This window comes from Ensifer aridi (assembly GCF_002078505.1).
GTDB lineage: Bacteria > Pseudomonadota > Alphaproteobacteria > Rhizobiales > Rhizobiaceae > Sinorhizobium > Sinorhizobium aridi.
On the sequence record NZ_LUAV01000002.1, the window covers coordinates 121,889 to 145,801 of the forward strand.

General features: G+C 59.5%; 22 protein-coding genes. 9 read left to right on the plus strand and 13 right to left on the minus strand.

Going from position 1 to position 23,913, the window contains the following annotated elements; genetic code table 11:
- Nucleotides 1-146: 146 nt before the first annotated feature.
- The 7 genes from AYK65_RS00865 to AYK65_RS00895 all read right to left on the minus strand — a co-directional run bounded on the left by AYK65_RS00865 (nt 147) and on the right by AYK65_RS00895 (nt 6,858).
- Complete coding sequence (locus AYK65_RS00865; RefSeq protein ID WP_081157796.1) at nt 147-1,223, minus strand: ABC transporter ATP-binding protein; 1,077 nt, start codon at nt 1,221-1,223, stop codon at nt 147-149.
- Entirely contained in the window at nt 1,223-2,332 is a 1,110-nt protein-coding gene (locus AYK65_RS00870) for an ABC transporter ATP-binding protein (protein ID WP_081157797.1), read from the minus strand. The genes AYK65_RS00865 and AYK65_RS00870 overlap by 1 nt, the downstream gene beginning before the upstream one ends.
- Complete coding sequence (locus AYK65_RS00875) at nt 2,329-2,532, minus strand: hypothetical protein (RefSeq protein ID WP_034885802.1); 204 nt, start codon at nt 2,530-2,532, stop codon at nt 2,329-2,331. Before AYK65_RS00875 ends, AYK65_RS00870 begins: the two co-directional genes overlap by 4 nt.
- On the minus strand, nt 2,529-3,488 hold the full coding sequence (locus AYK65_RS00880) for a carbohydrate ABC transporter permease (protein WP_026616765.1): 960 nt from the start codon (nt 3,486-3,488) through the stop codon (nt 2,529-2,531). Before AYK65_RS00880 ends, AYK65_RS00875 begins: the two co-directional genes overlap by 4 nt.
- 1 nt (nt 3,489) lies before the next feature.
- Nucleotides 3,490-4,395, minus strand: coding sequence for a carbohydrate ABC transporter permease (locus AYK65_RS00885; protein ID WP_026616766.1), 906 nt, complete (start codon nt 4,393-4,395; stop codon nt 3,490-3,492).
- A gap of 152 nt (nt 4,396-4,547) precedes the next feature.
- Complete coding sequence (locus tag AYK65_RS00890; RefSeq protein ID WP_026616767.1) at nt 4,548-5,855, minus strand: ABC transporter substrate-binding protein; 1,308 nt, start codon at nt 5,853-5,855, stop codon at nt 4,548-4,550.
- A gap of 361 nt (nt 5,856-6,216) precedes the next feature.
- Nucleotides 6,217-6,858, minus strand: a complete 642-nt coding sequence (locus tag AYK65_RS00895) for a TetR/AcrR family transcriptional regulator (RefSeq protein WP_081157798.1) — start codon at nt 6,856-6,858, stop codon at nt 6,217-6,219.
- Between the two features lie 105 nt (nt 6,859-6,963).
- Between AYK65_RS00895 and AYK65_RS00900 the strand changes: the two genes are divergently transcribed.
- From AYK65_RS00900 to AYK65_RS00915, 4 genes are read left to right on the plus strand one after another with little or no spacing between them, the layout of a single operon-like run.
- Entirely contained in the window at nt 6,964-8,160 is a 1,197-nt protein-coding gene (locus AYK65_RS00900; protein WP_081157927.1) for a Tm-1-like ATP-binding domain-containing protein, read from the plus strand.
- A gap of 11 nt (nt 8,161-8,171) precedes the next feature.
- A complete protein-coding gene (locus tag AYK65_RS00905) occupies nt 8,172-9,014 on the plus strand; it encodes a phosphoenolpyruvate hydrolase family protein (protein ID WP_081157799.1) in 843 nt (280 codons plus the stop codon).
- Nucleotides 9,015-9,044: 30 nt separating this feature from the next.
- Nucleotides 9,045-9,458, plus strand: coding sequence for a cupin domain-containing protein (locus AYK65_RS00910; protein WP_081157800.1), 414 nt, complete (start codon nt 9,045-9,047; stop codon nt 9,456-9,458).
- Between the two features lie 32 nt (nt 9,459-9,490).
- Nucleotides 9,491-10,729, plus strand: a complete 1,239-nt coding sequence (locus AYK65_RS00915) for a M24 family metallopeptidase (protein WP_081157801.1) — start codon at nt 9,491-9,493, stop codon at nt 10,727-10,729.
- A gap of 17 nt (nt 10,730-10,746) precedes the next feature.
- On the opposite strand, the gene AYK65_RS00920 is transcribed toward AYK65_RS00915, so the two are convergent.
- Both AYK65_RS00920 and AYK65_RS00925 read right to left on the minus strand, forming a co-directional pair.
- Nucleotides 10,747-11,340 carry a DJ-1/PfpI family protein gene (locus AYK65_RS00920; protein ID WP_026616773.1) on the minus strand — a complete coding sequence of 198 codons (594 nt, stop codon included), beginning with the start codon at nt 11,338-11,340 and terminating at the stop codon, nt 10,747-10,749.
- A gap of 27 nt (nt 11,341-11,367) precedes the next feature.
- Nucleotides 11,368-12,060, minus strand: a complete 693-nt coding sequence (locus AYK65_RS00925) for a GntR family transcriptional regulator (protein WP_081157928.1) — start codon at nt 12,058-12,060, stop codon at nt 11,368-11,370.
- 257 nt (nt 12,061-12,317) lie between these two features.
- Between AYK65_RS00925 and AYK65_RS00930 the strand changes: the two genes are divergently transcribed.
- The 5 genes from AYK65_RS00930 (at nt 12,318) to AYK65_RS00950 (ending at nt 18,289) form a co-directional block, all read left to right on the plus strand.
- A complete protein-coding gene (locus AYK65_RS00930) occupies nt 12,318-13,271 on the plus strand; it encodes a LysR family transcriptional regulator (RefSeq protein WP_234706665.1) in 954 nt (317 codons plus the stop codon).
- Between the two features lie 205 nt (nt 13,272-13,476).
- The gene (locus AYK65_RS00935) at nt 13,477-14,490 is read left to right on the plus strand and encodes an amino acid ABC transporter substrate-binding protein (RefSeq protein WP_026616775.1); all 1,014 of its coding nucleotides are present in this window, start codon (nt 13,477-13,479) and stop codon (nt 14,488-14,490) included.
- 59 nt (nt 14,491-14,549) lie between these two features.
- On the plus strand, nt 14,550-15,737 hold the full coding sequence (locus tag AYK65_RS00940) for an amino acid ABC transporter permease (RefSeq protein ID WP_081157802.1): 1,188 nt from the start codon (nt 14,550-14,552) through the stop codon (nt 15,735-15,737).
- 309 nt (nt 15,738-16,046) lie between these two features.
- Nucleotides 16,047-16,871, plus strand: coding sequence for an amino acid ABC transporter permease (locus AYK65_RS00945; protein ID WP_244559941.1), 825 nt, complete (start codon nt 16,047-16,049; stop codon nt 16,869-16,871).
- Between the two features lie 185 nt (nt 16,872-17,056).
- Nucleotides 17,057-18,289: a MalY/PatB family protein gene (locus AYK65_RS00950; RefSeq protein WP_081157803.1), complete on the plus strand. Its 1,233-nt coding sequence runs from the start codon at nt 17,057-17,059 to the stop codon at nt 18,287-18,289.
- Between the two features lie 115 nt (nt 18,290-18,404).
- Here the strand turns inward: AYK65_RS00950 and AYK65_RS00955 are convergent, their stop codons facing one another.
- From AYK65_RS00955 to AYK65_RS00970, 4 genes are read right to left on the minus strand one after another with little or no spacing between them, the layout of a single operon-like run.
- Entirely contained in the window at nt 18,405-19,370 is a 966-nt protein-coding gene (locus AYK65_RS00955) for a bile acid:sodium symporter family protein (RefSeq protein ID WP_046120081.1), read from the minus strand.
- 16 nt (nt 19,371-19,386) lie between these two features.
- Entirely contained in the window at nt 19,387-20,820 is a 1,434-nt protein-coding gene (locus AYK65_RS00960) for an NAD-dependent succinate-semialdehyde dehydrogenase (RefSeq protein WP_081157804.1), read from the minus strand.
- A 24-nt stretch (nt 20,821-20,844) separates the two neighbouring features.
- Entirely contained in the window at nt 20,845-22,437 is a 1,593-nt protein-coding gene (gene ggt / locus AYK65_RS00965; RefSeq protein WP_026616780.1) for a gamma-glutamyltransferase, read from the minus strand.
- Between the two features lie 13 nt (nt 22,438-22,450).
- Nucleotides 22,451-23,833: an aspartate aminotransferase family protein gene (locus tag AYK65_RS00970; RefSeq protein WP_046120078.1), complete on the minus strand. Its 1,383-nt coding sequence runs from the start codon at nt 23,831-23,833 to the stop codon at nt 22,451-22,453.
- Between the last annotated feature and the right edge of the window lie 80 nt (nt 23,834-23,913).

The window sequence follows — 23,913 nt, forward strand, 5'->3', positions numbered from 1 at the left end:
ATTTAAGGATAAAACATGCAGCAATTCAAAGCGCTACAGCGGCGCTGTAGTTTTTTGTCTTGCCGCTATCCTGCGCGGCGGCAGTGATCCGGCGGTTCTTCCCGCAAACTGTAGGTGTAGCCAGCTTGGCCGTTGTCGATCGGGATTCAGCCAGCGTGACGCAGGCTCATCCCGCTTCCGCCGTCGAAGAGCACGACCTTTTCCGGATTCCATGAGAAGCGAACAGACTCCTCAATCTCGAGTTCGGTCTGAGCCGGCACCGTCGCCTGCAAGAAATGGTTGCCTGTGCGAAGCGTGACGATCTTCTCGACGCCATGATTCTCGACGTCGTGTACGCGGGCTTCGCCGGGTGCGCCGCTTTCGAGGAAGAGATCCTCGGGGCGGATGCCGAAGGTGAGGGGCCGTCCGTCAACCGCAGTGCCGAGCGTCGCGTCAAAAGGCAATCGGTAGCCTTCGTCCGAGATGGCCTCGCTGCCCGCAAGCCTCCCTGAGATCAGGTTCATCGGCGGTGAGCCAACGGCGCGTGCGACGAAAGTGTTGACCGGATTGCGATAGATCTCCTGAGGCGTGCCGGTCTGAACGAGCTGGCCGTTGTTGAGTACGCCGATCTTGTCGCCCATCGACATGGCTTCGATCTGATCGTGGGTCACGAAAAGGAAGGTTGCCCCGAGATTCATCTGAAGGTTCTTGAGCTCGGTGCGGAGCGCCTCGCGCAGCTTGGCGTCGAGGGCGGATAGAGGCTCGTCCATCAGAAAGACGCGCGGCTTGCGCACGATAGCCCGACCGATGGAAACGCGTTGCATCTCGCCACCCGATAGACGGTCCGTCTTGCGGTCGAGCAGATGCTCTATGCGGAGCGTCCTCGCGGCGCGGGCGACACGTTCTTTGATTTCGGCCGGTTCGACACGCCGGATGCGTGACTTAAGCGGGAATTCGAGGTTCTCGCGGACCGTGTAGCGCGGATAGAGCGAATATTGCTGCAGCACAAGCGCAACGTCGCGTTCGGCGGCCCCCCAGTCGGCGACATCCTCACCATCGATGAAGATCTGTCCGCTCGTCGGCTTTTCGAGCCCGGCAATCAGCCTAAGGGTCGTCGTCTTGCCGGCGCCCGTCTCGCCGAGCAGCACGAAAAACTCTCCGTCAGCAATTTCGAAACTGAGATCCTTCAGGGCAGTGTGGGCCCCGAAGGTCTTGGTGATGCCTTTGAGTTCGATATGCGCCATCAGAGCCTGATCCCGAAAGATGTGCCGGTCGAGCTGTCGAAGAAATGCGCCTGAGCCGGATTTATCCGAGCCCAGACGGCCTCGCCGGGCCTGGGTACGAAGCCACTTTTCGTCCTTGCCCGCAGCATCTGGGCGCCAACCTGCAGGTCTATGATGTCATGCGAGCCGAGCGGTTCGATGATATGGGCCTCGACGGGCACAAAGCCCTCACGTGCTTCTCTCGACACGAGAACCCCTTCAGGTCGCACGCCGAGCGTGAGGTTGCCGTTTTCGGCCCCAGCGGCGGTCAGCTCGGCCGTGAGACTGGACGGAAAATCGAAGGCGGTTGGAGCACCTCGGACCAGGACGCGCGCATGCCCAGCGTCCTCGGAAACCGTCACCTCAGTCATGTTCATGACCGGACTCCCGACGAATTGCGCGACAAACATGTTGGCAGGACGAGCGTAGACCTCATGGGGGGTGCCGACTTGCTGCAGCACACCTTCGTGCATGACGACAATACGATCGGCGAGGGACATGGCTTCGACCTGGTCATGGGTTACGTAGATCGTGGTCGAGCCCTGTTTGATGTGGAGCCGCTTGATTTCGGCGCGCATCTCTTCGCGGAGCTTCGCGTCAAGCGCGCCGATCGGCTCATCCATGAGCATCGCCTTGGGGCGCCGGACGAGTGCCCGGCCGATCGCCACGCGCTGCATGTCGCCGCCTGAAAGAGCCGACGGCCTTTTTGCGAGCAGGTGCGTGATCTGCAACGTTTTTGCAACCGCCTGAACCTCGCGCTCGATATCCGTACGGTTGCCACGCATGGCGCGGAGCGGGAAGGCGATATTCTCGAAGACTGTCATGTGCGGGTAGAGCGAGAAGGACTGGAACACAAAGGCGATGTCCCGGTGCGACGCCTTTATGTGCTGCACCGGCCGCCCGTCGATGAGGATGTCGCCTTCATCGATCGTTTCGAGCCCGGCGATCGCGCGCAGCGTCGTCGTCTTGCCGCAGCCGGACTGGCCAAGCAGAACAATGAACTCGTTGTCGGCGATGGCGAGATTGAGGTTCTTGATGACCTGAACGGCACCAAAGTGCTTCTCAATGCCGCGTAATTCAATCTGCGTCATGGATTCCTGCTCTCGTCAGTTTTCTGTTCCGGCGGGACCTTCGACGTGATCATGAAGGCGATCAGCCCGACTAACGTCATCGTCAATCCGTAGCGATGAAGGAACAGGTTCCATGGCTGGCAGAGCGCAATGATGCCGAATATCATCAGGAGCTGCGAGCCTGGCTCGAGATACTTCTGGTTTATGGCACGAAACGTCATTTGCGGATCGCTCCGAAACTCATGCCGCGCAGGAGATGGTTCCTGAGCAGGAAGGTGAAGATGGCGACCGGTAGCAGGAACAGGAAGGTACCTGCGGCAATGACGGTCCAATCCGGAAGGCCAGAGCCGACCTGGCTCGGGATGAAGGGCGGTGCCGTTTGCGCGCGCCGGTTCGTCATGATCAGCGCGAAAGCATACTCGTTCCACGCCGTGATGAAGCAAAAGACGGCGGTCGCGGCGATGCCCGTGGCGGCCTCTGGCAGCACGATCTTGAAGAAGGCCTCCAGGCGCGTGTAGCCGTCGACGAGTGCCGCTTCCTCATATTCCTTCGGAATCTCGTCGATGAAGCCTTTCATCAGCCAGACCGAGAAGGATAGATTGAAGGCGGTGTAGAGGATGATAAGACCCCAGTGGGTGTCGTTCAGCCCGACCGCCCGGTACATTAGGAACATGGGGATTGCCACGACCACGGGCGGCAGCATGCGTGTCGATAAAATGAAGAACAACAGGTCCGCTTCGCCCTTCATTTTGAACCGCGAGAAACCGTAGGCCGTGAAGGTGCCCATGCTGACGGCGAGCACCGTAGAGGTGATCGCGACGATCAGCGAATTCATGAAGCGGTTGGGATAGCCGGATAACTGCACGTCACCGCGTCCCGAGCGCACGACCTTTTCACCCCCGTCGAAGACCAGCCGTTCCCACCAGGGAGCGGCAGCATAGTCTTCCGGCTCCGGTGCTGCGCGCAGCTGAGAGCGCTTGGTGAAGAGCTTCACGAATGGCGAGATCTCCGGCTCGAAGATGACAGTCGGTGGGATGGTCGTCGCGAGGTTGCGCGGTTTGAAGGCCGTAGACGTGATCCAGTAGATCGGCGCGAGGAAGAGCAGCGTGATGACAAGTACGGCGGCGATAGCCACCCGGTTCAGCGCGCGCTCGGAGCGAGTTTGAACTGCCGCCATCTCAGCGCTCCTTCACCCTGTTGAGATACTTGACGTAGATGTTGGTGATCGCGAGCACCATGATCAGCACTATGTAGGCGAGTGCGCAGGACCGGCCGGTCTGCCATTCCTGAAACGCCATCTTGTAGAGGCGGATCGAGATCACTTCGGTGGTCGGCTGGCTTGTGAGGATGTAGGCGAGGTCGAAAGTCTTGAACGCCTCCATGGTGCGGAAGATGATCGCGATCATGAGTATCGGTGCCACGAGCGGCAGGGTGATGCGGAAGAAGGTGTAGAAAGGCCCCGCCCGATCGATGGCCGCGGCCTCGTAAAGATGCCGCGGTACGGCCGAGAGACCGGCGAGCGAGAGCAGCATCACGAAAGGCGACCACATCCAGATGTCGGTGATGGCGACAGCGTAGAGTGCCATGTCAGGATTCGCCAGCCACTCGAAAGAGCCGAGGCCGAGCGCGTAGTTGATGATGCCGAAGGATGGATCGTAGAGCAGCTTCCAGAAAAGCCCGACCACGGCCATCGACAGCATCATCGGCAGCAGAAGCAGTGTCGTGATCAGGCCCTTGAACGGAATCTCACGGTTGAGCAGCATCGCCGTGCCGAAACCGACGACAACCTGACCGGTAACCGACACGATCACGTATTTCGCCGTAATGGCGAAGTTCGCCCAGATGAAGGGGTCGTTTAGCAGTTCCCGGTAGTTCTGCAGGCCGACGAAGGTGGCCGGCGCGTTCGTCGAAGCACGAAAGTCGGTGAACGAATAGCCGAGCGAGTAGATCAACGGGAAGATGTTGAAGACGATCAGGAACAGGATCGTCGGAATAATGAAAAGATTGCGAATTTTGATGTCGCTCAAGCCCCGCGAAGCAGCGCGTGACTTCGAATCCAGCGATGTCATAACCACGGTGGCCAATGTGCTCCTCCTCCGAGAGCCCAACGCCGGGCGCACTTGCGCCATCCTGTTGCGGCATTGCCTGCGCGCGACGCCGCGTCCGCGCGAGTATCGTTCGGTGCCAAGTCGAAGAAGCGGGAGGGAGCCAGCCCCCTCCCGCGATGTCTTACCCGTTAGTGGCGGCCGTACTTCTTGAAGGTCGCGTTCCAGTCCTTGGCGAGAGCGTCGAGCGCCTCCTTTGCCGTGCCCTGGCCGGCCGTCACATAAGGATAGATGCGTTGGTTCATCTGGATCAGCAGTTCGGCATATTCGGGCGTGGCCCAGAAGTCCTTCACCTTGAACATCGTCTCATAGAAGGCCTTGTTGTAGGGCGTCGCGTTTTGGAACTCTTCCGACTCCAGCACCTTGGCGCTTGCCGTGTAACCGCCGAGTTCGGCCCAGCGCTTCTGCGTCTCGTCCTTGATGAACCACTCGAGGAATTTCATCGCCTCTTCCTTGTTTTCGGAATAGGAGACGATGGAAATGCCCTGGCCGCCGAGCGCGGCATACTGGTGGCCCTCCGGGCCGGCCGGGTTGGCGAAGAAGCCGGTGACCTTCGCGTTCGGGTTCGATGCTTCATTGACCAGCGCCGGGAAGAAGGCGAAGTAGTTCATGCTCATCGCTGCCAGGTTTTCGGTGATCGCCTGGTTGTTCTCGACGAAGAAGGACTTGGCCCAGCCAGGAGGGGTGAAACCGTAAAGCTCGCGGTAGGTTTCCAGAGCCTTGACGTTCTTCTCCGAGTTGATGATCCCGTCGACCTTGTAGGTGCTGTAGTCGCCGAGTTCTCCGCCGAAAGAGAAGATGGCGTTCTCTACACCCATTACGAGACCGTCATAGGAGTTGTCGGTGTAGATCGCGATGCCGTAGCGCTTCTGGTCCGGACGATGGAAGAACTCGGCGATATCGCGCAACTGCTTCCAATCCTTCGGCGGGGCGAGGTCATAGCCATACTTCGCCTTGAAGGCTTCCATCTCCTTCGGGTCCTCGAACCAATCCTTGCGGTAGGACCAACCGACCGCATCGCCCTCGGCCGGGATCGACCAGTACTTGCCGGAGTTCGCAGGATACTCCGAGTAGTACTTCACAGTGGCAGGAGCCATCACCTCGTTTAGCTTGTGCTTGTTGAAGAACTCGGTGAGGTCGACGTAGTGGCCGGCCTCCGATGCGGCGCCGATCCATTGTGAGTCGCCGACGACCATGTCATAGGCCGAGCCCTTGGCGTTGAATTCGGTGAAGGCCTTCGTCTGGAAATCCGCCCAAGGGGTCGTTTCGACGGTGATCTTCACGCCGGTCTCGGCCTCGTATTCGTTTACAAGCTCCTGGAGATAATTGGCCGGGTCCCATTCGGCCCAGAAAATCGTCAGTTCTTGCGACTGCGCGGATGTCCCGCAGGCAAACATAAAACTGATACCGGCCATCAGGCCGGCCACTGTCTTGCGCATAATATTTCCTCCCCTTTTTTGTACACGCCACCCGCCTTACCGCGGCGGTCCGTCTGTCAAATCCTCCTGATTGGCGCTTCCGCGGGCGGGTCCTCCTCGACCCCTCGTGCCTCGTGTCAGATCTCAAGCCTAACGGGCCGCAGCACCAATCTGGTATTACCAAAGCTAGCGAGCGTCAAGGTCCCTGCCTCGTTGTCTTTTGCTGCAGATCACCGCTTGCAAGGCCGCGATCATACCGTACTTAGCTTGGCATGCTTGCCGGCAGTTCAATTACGGAAGAGCTGTCAACGAGCCGCCATACATGCGTGTCAGTCAAATTGGTCAAACCAGTTTTCCGGAGGTGGGCCGAGAGTGGGCGTTGTCATCCCGTGGTTTGTGCCTCCCGGATCGCCGCCTCGACCAAGGCCGCCGCCGCCCATTCTGCAACGGACTGCGCGCGTTCGGCCGAGAGGCCCCAAATATCCTTGAGTACGACCAGCACCTCCACACCGAAAACCAGCGAGAGCGCCTGAGCGAGCTGCTCGCGGGCCTCAGTGGACACCCTGCCCTCGAGTGGTACGGTGACCTGTCGCAGGAGTTCGACGCGGTGGCCGCGCGTGAGCTGTGGTTCGTTACCAAGCGTGCCGGCCTGGCGCTGCGCCCACTGGTCGAGCGAGAGCTTCAGCGCCGCCTTGAAGGTCGCCTCGAATTCGTCGATGCGCGGCATGGCGGTCGCGAGCAGATCGGCAACGCGGATGAGCGCATCGGGCGCTTCGGAACGCCAGTCGAGGATCGGGCCGAGCGCCTCGTCCACCACCGCATGAACCAGCGCCGCCTGGCTCGGAAAGTAACGATAGGCCGTGGCGCGCGAAACTTCGGCGGCTTCCGCGACCTCACTTACCGAGGGCGTGATACCGGACTGCATCAGCCGTGTGGCGGTCTCCAGCATGAGTTTGCGTGTGCGGGCTCGGGGCCCGCGCTCGACGCGTACGGCGGATTCGTTCTGTTGACGTGAGACATCCATATCTTTATGATACGTACATCTCATAAATTTGCAAGAGCCGGCAAATCGGCCGGCATGAGGCGGCTTTTCAAGGCAGAGGAGGGCCAGAGCCGCCAGGGAGGAGAGATGAAACGCATCTACGTCGTCGGCACCGCCGACACGAAGGGGGAGGAACTCGCTTATCTTGCTTCCCGCATCGAGGCGGCGGGCGGCCGGCCTGTTCTGGTCGATGTCGGCACGCGTCGTCCCACCATCACGGTCGACATCTCCGCCGAAACCGTGGCCGCCGCGCATCCGGACGGTGCCGCCACGGTGCTTTCGGGCGAAGATCGGGGGACGGCGGTCGCGGCGATGGGCGAGGCCTTCGCGCGCTTTCTTCCCGAACGCGCAGACGTCGCCGGCGTCGTGGGCATCGGTGGTGGCGGCGGGACGTCGATCATCACCGCCGGCATGCGTGGGCTGCCGCTCGGGCTACCGAAGGTCATGGTCTCGACGCTCGCATCCGGCGACGTAGCACCTTATGTCGACGTCTCCGACATCATCATGATGCCGTCGGTCACCGATATGGCTGGGCTCAACCGTGTGAGCCGCGTGATCCTGCAAAACGCGGCCGAAGCGATTACCGCCATGGCTCACCGGCCGGCGAAGGAAACGGCCTCGAAGCCCGCTCTCGGCCTTACCATGTTCGGCGTGACGACGTCTTGTGTGACTGCCATCGTCGAGCGGCTCAAAGCCGACCATGACTGTATGGTCTTCCACGCCACAGGTACCGGCGGACGCACGATGGAGAAGCTTGCAGACAGCGGGCTTCTTTCGGGCGTGCTCGACATGACGACGACCGAGGTCTGCGATCTTCTCTTCGGCGGCGTGCTGCCGGCAACGGAGGATCGTTTCGGCGCAATTGCGCGCACCGAACTGCCCTATGTCGGCTCTGTCGGGGCATTGGATATGGTGAATTTCTGGGCGGCCGAGACGGTGCCGGAGCGTTATGCCGGTCGGCTCCTATACCGCCACAACCCGAACGTCACGCTCATGCGCACGTCGGCGGAGGAGTGCGCCGCCATCGGAAGGTGGATTGGCGCAAAGCTGAACCTCTGCAAAGGCCCGCTCCGGTTCCTGATCCCGGAGAGAGGCGTGTCGGCGCTCGATATCGAGGGCGGCGCCTTCTTCGATCCTGCGGCGGATGCGGCGCTCTTCGAGGCGCTGGAGGCCACCGTCGAAACAACCGACGCGCGCCGCATCGAACGGCTTCCGCTCCACATCAACGATCCGCAGTTCGCGGAGGCCGCAGTCGCCGCCTACCGAGATATCGCCAACCCCTGAAAGAGACGCCGATGCCAGCAATCCCCCGCAAGACCATTCTTGAAAAGTTCCATGGCATGATCGCCGCCGGCAAGCCGATCATCGGAGGCGGGGCCGGCACGGGGATTTCGGCCAAGGCCGAGGAGGCGGGCGGCATCGACCTCATCATCATCTATAACTCCGGCCGTTACCGAATGGCGGGCCGCGGCTCGGCGGCTGGTCTGCTCGCCTACGGAAACGCCAATGAGATCGTGAAGGAAATGGCATTGGAGGTGCTGCCGGTCGTGAAGGCGACACCGGTACTCGCCGGCGTCAATGGCACCGACCCATTCGTGTTCATGCCGCAGTTTCTTGCGGAATTGAAGGCTATGGGCTTTTCCGGCGTACAGAATTTCCCGACCATTGGCCTCTTCGACGGACGGATCCGGCAGAGCTTCGAGGAGACCGGCATGGGCTACGGTCTCGAGGTGGACATGATCGCCGAAGCCCACCGGCTCGACCTGCTGACGACGCCCTATGTCTTCAACGAGGAAGAAGCGATTGCGATGACCAAGGCCGGTGCAGACATCGTCGTCGCTCATATGGGCGTTACTACGGGAGGCGCGATCGGCGCCACGTCCGCGGTGTCGCTCGACGACTGCGTGAGCGAAATCGACGCGATAGCGGCGGCCGCACGCTCGGTACGGAAGGACGTCATCGTGCTTTGTCACGGGGGACCGATTTCGATGCCGGAGGATGCACGCTACATCCTGGATCGTTGCCCAGCCTGCAATGGCTTTTATGGCGCAAGTTCCATGGAACGCCTGCCGGCCGAGGTGGCGATCCGCAAGCAGACGGAAGACTTCAAGGCGCTTGCCATCAGCACGGTGGTTTGAAGCCAGCAAGATGCGGGAGGAGGCCGCGGCATGGCAAAGGATAAATATTTTCTCTACCCGAAGGATGTCGACAGCTTCGGCTTCGACTGGGGCCGCCTCGCACTGACGGTCGCGCCGGAGGTGAACGGGGCCGAGCGCTTCTCGGGTGGTGTGGTCGACTTGCCGAGCGGCGAGGGGCATGCGCGTCACAATCATCCGGGCGCGGAAGAGATCATCTTCGTCATCTCGGGCGAGGGCGAACAAATGGTGGAGGACGAGAACGGCAATCCGGTGACTGAGAAGGTCGGGCCCGGTTGCACAATCTATGTACCGGAGAGCCGGTTCCACTCGACGAAGAACACGGGATCCGGCCCGATGCAGCTCTTCGTGGTCTATTCGCCGGCCGGGCCCGAGCGTGCGCTTCGGGATCTGCCGGATTTCCGATTAATCCCGGCTGGCGCCTGAGGCGCGCGGCAACGGCTTTTAGGAGAAAACCCGTGAACATTAGTCCAAGCGAAGCGCGGGCGGTGGAACCGCCTTTCGATGCGGCTAAACTCGACAGGCTGATGGAGGAGGCGGGTATCGACGTGCTGCTCGCCACCTCCAAGCACAATACGCAGTACCTGCTCGGTGGCTACAAGTTCATCTTCTTCGCCGCAATGGATGCGATCGGCCACAGCCGTTATCTGCCGATCGTCGTTTATGAGAAGGGCTCACCCGACCACTCAGCCTATGTTGGCAACCGGATGGAGGGAGGTGAGCACCAGAACAACCCGTTCTGGACACCCGCCGTCCATACGGCGACCTGGGGTACGCTCGATGCGGCAGCGCTTGCCGTCGAGCACCTGAAGAAGATCGGTAAGGCGGGTGCTCGCATCGGCATCGAGCCGCCCTTTCTGCCGTCGGATGCGCGGGATCTGCTGGCTTCTCGCCTTGAAGTTGCGCGTTTCGTGGATGCGACGCACACGCTGGAGCGATTGCGGGCGATCAAGGCGCCGCAGGAACTGCAGAAGCTCAAGCTTGCGTCCGAACTGATCACTGATTCCATGCTTGCCACGATCGCGGCAGCACGGGAGGGGTCCACTAAGATCGAGATCATTGAGCGGCTCCGGCGAGAGGAGACCAATCGCGGCCTGCATTTCGAGTATTGCCTGCTGACCCTCGGCTCTAGTCACAACCGTGCGGCCTCGCCGCAGGCGTGGGCGAAGGGCGAGGTGCTTTCGATCGATTCCGGGGGCAATTATCACGGGTATATCGGGGACCTTTGCCGCATGGGCGTGCTCGGCGAACCCGATGCGGAGCTCGAGGATCTGTTAGCTGAAGTCGAGTCGATCCAGCAGGCGGCCTTCGCCAAGGTCAAGGCCGGCGCTCAAGCCAGTGAGATGATTACGGCGGCGGAAAAGATGCTGAAAAGCTCGCCCTCGGCCGCCTTTACCGACTTCTTCTGCCACGGCATGGGTCTCATCAGCCACGAAGCACCTTTCCTGATGACCAACCACCCGGTCGCCTACGAAGGCGTCGACGCGGATCGCCCCCTGGAGGCGGGCATGGTCATTTCCGTCGAGACGACGATGCTTCACCCGAAGCGCGGTTTCATCAAGCTCGAGGACACGCTCGCCGTCACGAAGGACGGATACGAGATGTTCGGCAACAGAGGGCGCGGCTGGAACCCCGGGCGCTATAGCAGCGGCGGCGAAAACTCCTGCGGGAAGACGGAGCCCGGCGCAGGATCGTGAGCCGGGCTCGCAGTCCATCAGTTGTGGTAGATCTCGGTGCCGAGAACCTTAAGGCACTCCCGCATGAAGGCGGCAAGGGCCGTCCAGCCCTTTGCCGATACCATCGTGCCGTCGACATAGGCCTCGGTGGGGGAGAGGTCGATATAGGTACCGCCAGCCAGCGTGACTTCCGGCTCGCATGCGCCGAGAGCGCCGACCTTCTTGCCGCGCACGACACCGTCGACGGCGATCAGAATTTGTACGCCGTGGCAGATCGTGAAGATCGGCTTCTGCTTTTCGTGGAAATGCCGCACGATGGCCTGCACGCGTTTGTCGGTGCGGATGTATTCCGGTCCGCGGCCGCCGGCGCAGTAGACGGCGTGATACTCGTCGAGTTGAGCTTCTGCTTCCGCGAACGTCTTGTTGATGACGACATTATGGCCGAGTTTCTCGGTGTAGGTCTGGTCGCCTTCGAAGTCGTGCAGGGACGTCCGCAGGATGTCGCCGGCCTTCTTGTCCGGGCAGACGATGTGGACCGTATGACCGACGGCCTCCATGGCCTGCTGGAACACGAAGATTTCGTATTCTTCGGTGAAATCACCGGTAAGCATGAGAATCCGCTTGCCTGGCATAGTTTTCTCCTCCTCGTCGTTGAAATCTCATTCGAAGGCCGGCAGAAGCCGGTCGCGCGAATGCTCGATGTGCAGTTGCATCGCCCTTGCAGCAGCGACCGCGTCGCCGGCGGCGAATGCGTCGAGCAGGGCCTGGTGTTCGTCGAGCGCCTCCTCGGTGACGCGCCAGTGAAACATGAGGCGGAAGATGTGAAAGTGTGCGTGCTGGAAACTCAGTATTTCCCGAATGAGTTCGTTGCCGGCGAGTTCCATGATGCGGTCGTGGAAAATCGCATCCTGACGGGCAAAGGTGGCATAGTGCACGCGTTCGTCCTGGCCATCACGCTTTGCCATGACGCCTGCGGCCTCCTGCAAGATCGCAAGCTTTTCATCGTCCATGGCGGTGGCCGCCTTTGCCGCGCCATCAGGCTCGAGCAGGAGGCGGAGCTGATAAAGCTCGTCAAACCGCCGGCGCGTTATTTGTGGCGCCGCGCGATAGCCGACAAGATGCTGCTTTACCACCAGGCCTTCGCCTTCCAACCGGCCAAGGGCCTCCCGGATTGGCGTGTGGGAAACGTTGAATTCCTTCACGAGGTTGTCGACCGTAATGCGCGCACCCGGCGGGATATTGAGCGACATCAGCCGGTTGAAGATCGCCTCGTAGACATCCTCCGCAAGGCTGTTCGCGCGCTGGATTTGGGTACTGCCCAGCGTTGCTGCGGTGAGCTTGGTCGAAGTCATGTCCATCCCGTCTTTCATGCCCTGATAGGTCCCGACTCGCTCCGACAATGCTTCGGGCCATGAACGATCCTATACGATATAGGATAGCCGCGAAAGTCCGGACAATGTCCCGGCCAGTTCTTGAAGTTTAGGATCTCGCGCTGCCGGTGGGCGGTCGCCGGTTCGATCCCTTGGTCCGAACGCGCCTATCGCGGCGTTGCCATGCGTAAAGTGAAATGCTTCCATAAGCTGCATGAGTCTTGCTCATGGAGCTTTCGATGTCTTCAGACGAAGTTGACCTTAATCTTCTTCGCGTCTTCGACGTGTTGATGCAGGAACGAAGTGTCACGGGCGCCGCCGCCCATTTGGGGCGGACCCAGTCTGCCGTCAGCCACTCTCTCGCCAAGCTGCGCACACTTTTCAAGGACGAATTGTTTACACGAGATGGCGGCATCATGAGACCCACGCCGCGAGCACTCGAGCTGGCGACGGATTTGTCTGATGCGCTGGCGAAAATTCGCGCGTCGATCGGGCGCTACAAGGTTTTTGATCCCACAACGACCGAGCGAAAGTTTCGTGTAGGCCTCACTGACTATCATGCGATGATATTCATTCCGCCGTTGATTAAGGAATTCTCCGAGCAGGCGCCGCATGCCACGCTCAACGTGATTCCCGCGAACCGGGTCGAGGCGGAAAGCGCCGACTACTTTCGGCAGGTAGACTGCACGTTGACGGGCGCAAATCTCAAAGATGATCCCAGCCTAGTCAAGGTGGAGCTTGGGCAGGACAGGTTGCTTTGCGCTGTGTGGAGCGGTAGCCAAATTGCACGGAGTCCGCTGAGCCTCGAGACTTATCTATCGGCTTCGCATCTCCAGATTTCGGCAGATGGTCTGGCTGAGGGCTTGGCTGATGCCGCGCTGAGAGATCGCGGTCTCAGGCGAAAGGTCGTGGCCACCATCTCAAACTACTTGGTTATGCCGTGGGTCCTGAGGGGAACCGAGCTCATCACTCATTGCGGCGACGGAATTCTTCAAATGTTTGATGAAACAAGCGAGGTGACACTTCTCTCGCCGCCAATCCCCATTTCATCCGTAAGCGCAAACCTCGTCCTCCATCGGCAGATGGCCGCTGATCCGGGAGCCCTTTGGCTGCGGCGGCTGATAACCGAACTCTACCACGCCGCTCAAATAAAGAAGAACGAAGTAATACTCGCGAACAAGCTCATGACGTGAGCCGTGCCGGCTTCGGCACTACTCAAGTACGATCTCCAATAAAACCGGCAACTCTGATTGCGAGTCCCGACTGACCGAAAACACGGGTCGGCGACGGCGGTAACGCTATGAACGATATTCATAATCCGGATGAAGACAATCAATTTGACAAATTAACGCCTTAGGGGCGACCCTCTTTTTGCAATATAAAAAAGGGGATCCTTCCATGCGCAAGATTATGACTGGAGTTCTCGGGGCGGCGTTTGCCGCTTATGCATCCACCGTCTGGGCAGGGACGTTGGACAACGTAAAGGCAAAAGGAATTCTCACCTGCGGGACAAATCCGGCAACGGCGGGCTTCAGCGTCCCTGACAACGATGGGAAGTGGACCGGGTTCGTGGTCGATTACTGCCGTGCTGTGGCTGCCGGCGTCCTCGGCGATGCGACCAAGGTCAAGTTCATCCCCCTCAATGCAAAGGATCGCTTCACCGCACTCCAGTCCGGCGAGATCGACATTCTGGCCCACAACGCCACCTGGACTTCCTCGCGCGATACCTCGCTCGGGATCATTTTCGCCGGCACATATTTCTATGACGGCCAGGGCTTCATGGTGCGCAAGTCGGAGAACATTAAATCGGCGAAGGACCTGGACGGCGCATCGATCTGCGTTTCGCAGGGAACCACCACAGAGCTGAACCTCGCAGACTACTTCCGTTCCAACGGCATGACCTTCAGCGCTGTCGGTTTCGCCGATGAGGAGGCTGTCATCAAGGCCTATGAGGAGGGGCGGTGCGACGTCTTCTCCGCCGACACGTCCAGTTTGAACGCTGCGCGTATCCGCATGGCCAATGCCGATGACAGTGTCGTTCTCCCCGAGATCATTTCGAAGGAGCCTCTCGGACCCGCTGTGCGCCAAGGTGACGATCAGTGGCTGAACATCGCAAAGTGGACTCTCAATGTCATGCTCGCCGCAGAGGAGTTCGGCGTCACCTCGAAGAATGTCGACGAGATGAAAAACTCCGACAATCCGAACATCCGACGCCTGCTGGGCGTCGAAGGCAGCTTCGGCAAGGATGTAGGGCTCGGCGAAACGTGGTCGCAGGACATCATCAAGCAGGTCGGCAATTATTCGGAAATCTTCGAACGTTCGATCGGCAAGGATTCTCCGCTGAAGATCGAGCGGGGCGTTAACGCTCTCTGGAACGCAGGCGGTCTTCAATACGCGCCCCCCATCCGTTGATGAGCAACGGAAGGCCGCCGCGTAGAGCGGCGGCCTTTCGGTCAAGTTGGGAGGCACGAATGGTTGACATCTCTCAGCCTGCGCATCTGAGCAGGGCTTTCTCGATCTATGACAAGAAGTTTCGCGCAATCGCCTATCAAGCGGGGTTGGCTGTAAGTCTGGCTGTCATCGTTACAGGAATCGCGACCCAAACCGTCTCCAACATGAGACAGCGCGGCATTCCCCTGACGTTTGACTTCTGGAACCAAACGGCTGGCTTCCAGATAAATCAGACCCTCATCCCTTATGACACCCTTTCCAGTTATGGCCAGGCGTTCTGGGTTGGGGTCGCGAACACACTTCTTGTCAGCGCTTTCGGCATCGTGCTTGCCACGGTCATCGGATTCCTGATCGGCATTTCGCGGCTCTCCAATAATTGGATAGTAGCCAAGGTGGCGACTTCATACGTGGAGGTCATCAGGAACATCCCGCTGCTGCTCCAGCTTCTGTTCTGGTACAACGCGGTGCTTAAGCCGCTGCCCGCGCCGAAGGCTTCTATCGCCCTTCCTGGGGGGATCTACCTCAACAACCGTGGGATCATCCTGCCTGCTGTCGAGTTTCATGCAGGCGCCGGCTTGGTGGCCATCGCGATCGTTGCAGCAGTCGCATTCGCGACAGCATTCAGCGCTTATGCAAGCGGCTATCAAAAACGGACCGGCAAGCAGCTTCCGGTCTTGGTCGTCAACCTGCTCCTGCTCACAGGACTACCGTTGGCGGCTTATGTCGCCGCGGGAAACCCATGGTCTTTCACATATCCGGAACTCAGGGGCTTCAACTTCCGTGGCGGCCAGCAAATCTACCCTGAGTTCGCGGCCCTCCTCATCGGCCTCTCCGTCTACACGGCGTCGTTTATCGCGGAAATCGTTCGCGGGGGCGTACAGGCGGTTTCCAAGGGGCAGACCGAAGCGGCCCACGCCCTCGGGCTCCCGCAAGGCAAGACGTTGCGCCTCGTTGTGGTGCCTCAAGCGTTCCGGATCATCATTCCGCCTCTGACCAGCCAATACCTGAACTTGATCAAGAACTCCTCGCTTGCTGTTTTCATTGGATATCCTGACCTCGTGCAGGTCTTCGCGGGATCGGTACTTAACCAGACAGGTGCCGCGGTCCAGGTCATGGCCATAACCTTTGCCGTATATCTGGTCATCTCCCTGATCACGTCAGCAGCGATGAACGCCTTTAACCTGCGCTTCGCGCTCGTGGAGAGATAAATGACCACAACCCTTCCCGTCGCGGCGGCTTTCCATCACGAGTATATCCCAGCCAGCCCGCCACCGGCGGATATCCGGCCTAGCCCCCTCACCTGGGCGCGAAAGAACCTGTTCTCAAGCCCGTTCTCATGCCTTTTGACTGTATGCTTCACCGGATTGGCGGTGTGGCTCGTCTCTCAGTTCCTGAGTTTCGCGTTGATCAATGCCGTCTGGAGCGGTGATAGCGAGCTCTGTCGCGCGAATCCCGATGGTGCATGTTGGTCATTCATTCGTGCCAAGCTGAACTACCTCCAGTACGGAGCCTATCCTGTGACGGAACGCTGGCGCGTCGACCTGACACAGGTAATCGGGGCCATTTTGATCGCTTGGCTTCTTTGGCGGAACGCTCCGCGTCGGAACACGGCCGCGCTCCTATTCTTCGGAGTGTATCCCATTGTTGGATTCGCTCTGCTTCGCGGCGTCGAAGCGATCGGCCTGCCTGTCATCGACACCACGCTCTGGGGCGGGATGATGATCACGCTCTTGATGTCGGTCGTGGGGATTGTGTTTTCACTGCCGCTGGGTGTCGTCCTGGCCCTCGGCCGACGCTCCGAGCTACCGATCGTCAAGGCTGTCTGCGTCTTCTACATCGAGGTTGTGCGCGGTGTGCCTTTCATCACCGTTCTCTTCATGGCGAACTTCATGATGCCTCTATTTGTGCCGGAGGCGCTCACACCCGATAGGCTGCTGCGGCCGATGATCGGAACCGCCCTCTTCTCAGCGGCATACATGGCAGAAGTCGTACGCGCCGGATTGCAAGCAATCCCGAAGGGACAATACGAAGGCGCCCAGGCTCTTGGGCTCGGGTACTTCACGATGATGAGGCTAATCATCCTGCCTCAGGCCTTGACCATCGTCATCCCCGGCATCGTTTCGACATTCATCGGCCTGTTCAAGGATACGACGCTGGTGGCGATCGTCGGCATCGCAGACTTCCTGCGCGCGGTCGAAGCAGCCCGCATCGATCCGAATTGGGCCGGACCAACGATCTCCTCCACCGGCTACCTCTTCGCCGCGATTGTCTATTGGTTCTTCTGCTTCGGAATGTCCCGATACTCGCAGTCCGTGGAACGTCACCTCGCGCGCGGTCATTAAATCAAAGGAGATGTTGATGCTCAGCAAACCAAAGCCGGCAGCTTCTGTGTCGGGCATTCCGAAATCAAAAGCGCTCGATCGGAGCGTGCACAGCAGTTTTTGCGACAAATCTTGAAGTGACTTGTCCCGATCTTTCCTGCCAGCGCGCTGGTTTGCGCAACAATAATTTCTAGGAATCTGAACCAATGACATACTCACAGCCGGGGGTGCCGGCGGCCAGGAAACTGGGCGCGGAGGAGTTTGATTTTGGCGTTGTTCACGATCGCAGCCAATTTGGATCTGCGAAATGGGCCAATCAATGGGATGAGTTCTCCCCTCGTGTCGAGGGCGAAGGGCTGATGTCCCTCTGGACGGCTGACATGGACTTCCGGGCGCCGGAGCCAGTGATCGCGCGCCTGCGGGAGGCTGTCAATCATGGTATCTACGGCTATACGAAGCGCGATCCGCATCACTATGAAATCGTCAAATCATGGTTCGAGCGTCGCCACAACTGGCACATGGACTTGGCGACCCTGCTTCCTGCCCCTGCCATTATGCCTTCGGTCGCGGCTATACTGCGGACCTTCACGCGGCCAGGAGACGGCGTCATCGTACAGGCGCCAGTCTATTCGCCATACTTTCAAGTCGTCCGCGACAACAATAGGACGCTGCTGATCAACCGCTTGAGGCTTGTTGAGGGTGGCTACGAGCTCGACCTGGATGACTTCGAGCGTCTCGCTGCAAACGGGGCGCGCGCCTTCTTGTTGTGCAACCCGCACAACCCGGCTGGGAAAGCCTGGACGCGCGAGGACCTCGAGAGCTTGGATTCGCTGTGCGAGCGCTACGGCATTCTGGTCATCTCCGACGACATTCACTGCGACATTCGCCTAAACGACCGTCCACACGTCGTATTTTCGTCGATCAGTGAGGCCGCGGCGGCGAAGTCCTTCATCTGCACAGCCCCCACGAAAACCTTTAACTTGGCCGGTGTGCCTTCGGCCACGCTTTCGATCGCTGACTCGAAACGCCGGGAGGAATTGTTCCGGGTTATGCAAGCTTCGTTCATGGTGAACGCCAATTTCTTTGGGCGCATAGCTCTGGAGGTTGCTTACAGCTCGGGCGATCAGTGGTTGGACCACCTGACACCCTATATTCGCGACAACGTCGATCTTGTATTGAGCCGGGCCGCAGAGTCACTTCCGGGGATCTCCCCTATACGACCAGACGCCTCGTTTTTGGTCTGGCTAGACGCACGGGAAGTGGACGCAAGGGTTGGAGGCGTACATCGCTTCTTCGTCGAACGAGCCGGCGTCAACTTATACGATGGGCGCGTCTATGGGCCTGGGGGAGAGGGCTTCATTCGGCTCAACGTCGGTTGCCCGCGTTCGGTCCTCGAGGAAGCTTTGGCACGCATGGCGAGCGCCCTTTCATCGCTTTAATGCATGTCGCCCAAAAGTGTGTAGCGGTTTTTGGGCCAACGACATGCATAAAAACAAGGACCTAAAGCGCGGCGCACGAATACGTTTAATCGCGACGCGCTTTGGCCTTTGTCCGTCATGCCGTTTCAGCGGCAGCAGAATATTTCTGTGAGATGACTGCGCACACCATCAACTGGATCTGGTGGAAAAGCATCAACGGCAGGACGATCGCTCCGATCGACTGCCCGGCGAAGATGACGCCTGCCATCGGTACGCCACTGGCAAGGCTCTTCTTCGATCCACAAAACGTGATGGTGATCTGGTCTGGCCTGTTGAAGCCCATGAGGCGGCTGCCGCGCATGGTGAAGGTCAGCACAAAGCCGAGCAGTAGCATGTCAAGCCCGACAACGACGGCGATATCTCTCGGAGAGAAGGTTTGCCACAATCCCTCGACGACCGCCTTGCTGAAGGCGAGGTAGACAACCATCAGGATGGAACCTCTGTCGACAGGAGTAAGAATCTTCTTCTTCGAGCGTACCCAGTTTCCAATCCACGGTTGTAGGATCTGCCCGACGACAAATGGCGCGAGCAACTGCAGCAGGATCTTTTCCATGACATCCCAGGAGAGCCTGCCATGGCCACCGACAGAAAAGAGCACGCCGACGAGAAGAGGCGTCAGGAACATGCCGAGTATATTGGAGGCGGAGGCTGAGCAGATGGCAGCCGGAACATTCCCGCCGGCTATTGACGTAAATGCAATCGATGACTGCACGGTGGACGGCAGGACGCACAGGAAGAGAATACCGAGATAAAGCGGTTGCGGCAGGAGCGAATGGGGAACGAGGCCCAACGCTAGGCCAAGCAGTGGGAAAACAGCGAATGTCGTGAGCAGAATGACGAGGTGCAGGCGCCAATGCAGGATGCCGGCAATGACAACATCGGTGGACATCCGCGCGCCATGCAGAAAGAAGAGAAGCGCAATGGCGAGACTTGTGGCGACGCCGAAATAATCCGCAAAACTGCCGCTTGCCGGAAGCAGCGAGGCAAGGACGACGCTACAGACGAGCAGGATTGTGAAAGTGTCGGGCAAAAAGCGGCGCACGGTGCTTCCCTGAAGGTTAAATGGCTTCTGTAACCAGCTTGATGTTGAAGAAGTTGTCCATCGCCTCGGTTCCGCCTTCGGACCCGTAGCCCGAGTCCTTTATGCCGCCAAAGGGAAGCTCCGGCAGCGCCAGCCCATGGTGATTGATTGAGATCATTCCGCTCTGAATATCGCGGCTCAGTGCGGCACTCGTTTTCCCGGATGTCGTATAAGCATACGCTGCCAAGCCATAAGGGAGGCGGTTCGCTTCCGCAATGGCGGCTTCATAGGTCGAAAAAGGGCTTATCACAGCGATTGGGCCGAAGGGCTCCTCGTTCAATATCCGGGCACTCAGCGGCACATCTGTGAGAACCGTGGGTTTGTAGAAATTTCCGCGGTTGCCGATGCGCTCGCCGCCCGTCGCAATCTTTCCGCCCCACGAGACGGCATCAGCCACCAATGATTCCATAGCTTCGAGCCGTCTGCCGTTCGCAAGCGGGCCCATGGTCGTGCCCGAATCCAGTCCATTGCCCACCTTGACGGCCTCTGCAGCCTTGACGAAGCAGTCGAGAAACCTCGCGTAGATCCTCTCCTGTATGAGGAAGCGGGTTGGGGCAACGCAGACTTGGCCCGCATTGCGGAATTTTGCTCCGGCCAGGATCCGGACTGCGAGATCGACGTCGGCATCGTCGAACACGATCGCAGGTGCGTGACCGCCAAGTTCCATCGTCACCCGCTTCATATGAGCACCGGCGAGAGCCGCAAGCTGTTTGCCAACAGCCGTCGAGCCCGTGAAGGAGATCTTGCGGATGACCGGATGGGGAATGAGGTGGTTGGAGATGTCGGCGGGGGTGCCGAATACCAGATTGAGCGCGCCGGCTGCCAAATCGGCGTCCGCGAATGCGCGAACAAGTTCGGCACAACTCGCCGGTGTCTCCTCTGGTCCCTTCAGAATGACGGAACAACCGGCCGCAAGACCGGCCGCTACCTTGCGCACGGCCTGGTTCAATGGAAAGTTCCAGGGGCTGAAGGCGGCGACCGGACCGACGGGCTCCCTGACGACGATCTGCCGAACATTGACGAACCGCGAAGGGACAACCCGCCCGTATGCCCGCCGCGCCTCCTCGGCAAACCAGTCGATCATGTCGGCCGCCGCCAGAGTCTCCGCTGTCGACTCCGCGAGCGGCTTTCCCTGTTCGAGAGTCATGATCGTCGCGATCTTCTCAACCCGTTCGCGCAGTAGCTGGGCAGCCTTGTGCAACAGCCCAGCGCGCTCGAATGCGCTGAACCGAGACCAGGCCGTGAACCCGGTTGCGGCAGTTGCAAGAGCTTCGTCAAGATTATCCCGCCCGGCGTTTGCCACGGTTCCAATGAGCTCGTCGGTGGCAGGATTGAGGATTGGAAGGCGCTCTTTCGATCCATCTCGCCAAATGCCGCCGATATAGAGTCGAGTTTGCGGATAGTCGGACATCACGGTTCTCCGATGTTCTGAAAATCAGTACCCCAGGGCGCAACCATCCTTGCGATGATCTGACGCGCCGAGCAGAGTTCCGTGTTGATGATCGATCCAGACCGCCTGTGCTCCGCCGATAGCCCATTTCGGTGGGATCACCTTAAAGCCTCGGCTCTCGAGGTTTTCGCCGATCGCACTTCGAATTGCTTCCTCGGCTTCGATCGTCGCGGTGCCGGGGAGGGGGAACAGACGAGGAAGCTCGATCGCCGATTGCATATCCATGCCATAGTCGAACAGCTTCGACAGAAAGTGCGCATGTCCCATGGCTTGATAGTGGCCGCCCATCACGCCGAATGAGAGGGCCGCTTTACCGTTTCGCGTGACCATTCCTGGAATGATCGTGTGCATCGGCCGCTTGCGCGGGCCAATCGCGTTCGGATGCCCCTCCGTCAGCACGAAACTCTGGCCGCGGTTGTGGAACAACACGCCCGATTTCGGGGCCATGAGGCCGCTGCCGTAGGGGTGGAAAATGGAATTGATGAAGCTGACGGCATTGCGATCTTTGTCGACCACCGAGATGTAGACCGTGTCCGAATGCTCGACACCATCGATGAAACCGCTGGCGTCGCAAGCCTGGTCCAGGTTGATCTTCGAGGCAAGCTCGTCGGCGAGCTCGTCCGACAAAAGAAAATCGATCGGCACGTTTGATATTGCCGCGTCCGCCAGCCAGCGTTCGCGCGCAGCATAGGCAAGTCGGGTCGCCTCGACTTCGATGTGCAGGTTGTCGGCATTTAGGGGATGACCCGACGGGGTGAAACGTTCGAGAATCTTGAGGATCATAAGAGCAATGATGCCTTGCCCATTGGGCGGGCATTCATGAACCGTCCATCCACGATAGGTTGCACTGATGGGAGCAACGTATTCTCCAGCGGCGGAGGCGAAATCCTCCTTGGTGTGCAGGCCGCCGAGCGCCTGGAGGTAAGAGACCATGTCTTCTGCGACATCACCCCGATAAAATGCGTCCCGGCCGTGCTTGCCGATGGCCGACAAAGTTTCCGCAAGCTCCGGCTGACGCTGAACAGACCCAACTGCGGGAGCTTCATCGTTGTCGAGGAATATGCGGCGCGTCGACGAATTGAGGGCGAGCATCGCGCGCTGATGCGAAATGTCGGCGGCAACGCGCGGTGTGATGGCGTAACCGTCCCGCGCAAGGGCGATCGCCGGTGCCACGATGTCGGCCATGGACATGCGCCCATGATCTGCGACCAGCCGCGTCCAGGCATCGACGGCGCCTGGAATAGTCACCGCGTGAGGCGAAGACCGCGCGATCTCGGAAATTCCCTGGTCCTTGAACCACTTGAAGTCGGCAGCTGCGGGCGTGCGACCCGACCCGTTATAGGCGATCACTTGGTCGCTTCCGTTGGGTGCCAGCAACGCGAAGCAATCGCCGCCGATACCTGTGGAGCCGGCCTCGACCACGCACTGGACCGCACAGGCCGCCACCGCGGCATCGATGGCCTTGCCGCCGCTCTTCAGGATGTCGATAGCGGTCAAGGTTGCCATGGGATGTGAGGTTGCGGCCATGCCGCTGCGGCCAACGGCAACCGAGCGCCCGGGATGTTCGAAGTTCCGCATGGTATCGTCCTTATCAATAGAGATTGTTGGCGCGCGCCCAGGTATATGTGTCATCGAGCGCCTTTTCCGAGCGGTCGAACATGTCGTTGATCTGCGCTTCCGTGATGATCAGTGGCGGGCAGAGAGAGTAGTTGTCACCCATGGCGCGCGTGACGACACCGTGCGCTTGTGCTCGCTTGCCGGCATGTATCGCGACGCCGTTCGCCGGATTGAAGGGTTCCTTGGTCTCCTTGTTGCGAACAAGCTCAAGCGTACCGATCAAGCCGCGTCCACGCGCGTTTCCGACGAGCGGATGTTCTGCGAGCGCGCGGAGTCTTCGTTGGAAGAGCGGCGCGACATTCTGGACGTGCCCTACGATGTCTCTCTCCTCGTAGATTTTCAGGGTCTCGAGGGCCACTGCAGTGGCGACCGGGTGCCCGCTATAGGTAAAGCCGTGCCCGAAGGTGCCGATCTTCTCGCTCTCGGCGACGATTGCGGCGTGGACTTTCTCGTTGATCATCAGCGCGGAAATCGGCTGGTACGCCGCCGACAACTGCTTGGCCATGGAAATCATGTCGGGCTGCATGCCGAAGCTCTCGGAGCCGAACATCGTGCCGAGCCGGCCGAAACCGCAGATCACCTCATCCGCGATCAGCAGGATATCGTACTTCCTGAGTACAGCCTGGATCTTGTCGTAATAGGTGGGTGGGGGAACGATGCAGCCACCCGACGCCATCAATGGCTCGGCGAAGAAGGCGCCGATCGTGTCCGGTCCCGCGGCAAGTATCAGATCTTCAAGCGAAGCAGCGCAACGCGTCGCGAATTCTTCCTCGGTCTCGCCGGAAAGACCATAGCGATAATATTCAGGACAATCGGTATGAAGCACCCCGTCGATCGGCAGATCGAAATCGCGATGGTTGTTCGGCAATCCGGTGAGACTTGCAGAGGCAATCGTCACCCCATGATAGGCGCGCCAACGGGAGATGACTTTCTTCTTTTCCGGCTTGCCGATGGCATTGTGGTAGTACCAGACGAGTTTCAGAGCCGTGTCGTTGGCCTCTGAACCCGAATTGGCAAAGAACACTTTCGACATCGGGACCGGAGCAAGGCGGATCAGCTGTTCGGCAAGTTCGATTGCCGTCTCATGCGATTTGCCGCCAAAGCTGTGATAAAACGGCAATTCCTGCATTTGCCGCATGGCAGCGTCGACGAGCCGTTGCTCGCTAAAGCCAAGCGAAGCGCAAAACAGTCCACCGAGTCCCTCGATATATTTGTTGCCGTCGCTGTCGATGATGTAGATCCCCTCTCCTTTGGAAATCACGAGCGGACCGTCCTGCAAATGCTGTGACGCATTCGTATAGGGATGAAGGACAAACGCCGCGTCGCGCGCTTCCAGAGAATTGGGAAGAATGGTCACGATAGCTCTCCAGTGGTGATCACTGCATGTCTCCTCAAATCGACGGGATTTAAGGACAAAGACATGCAGCAGTTCAAAGT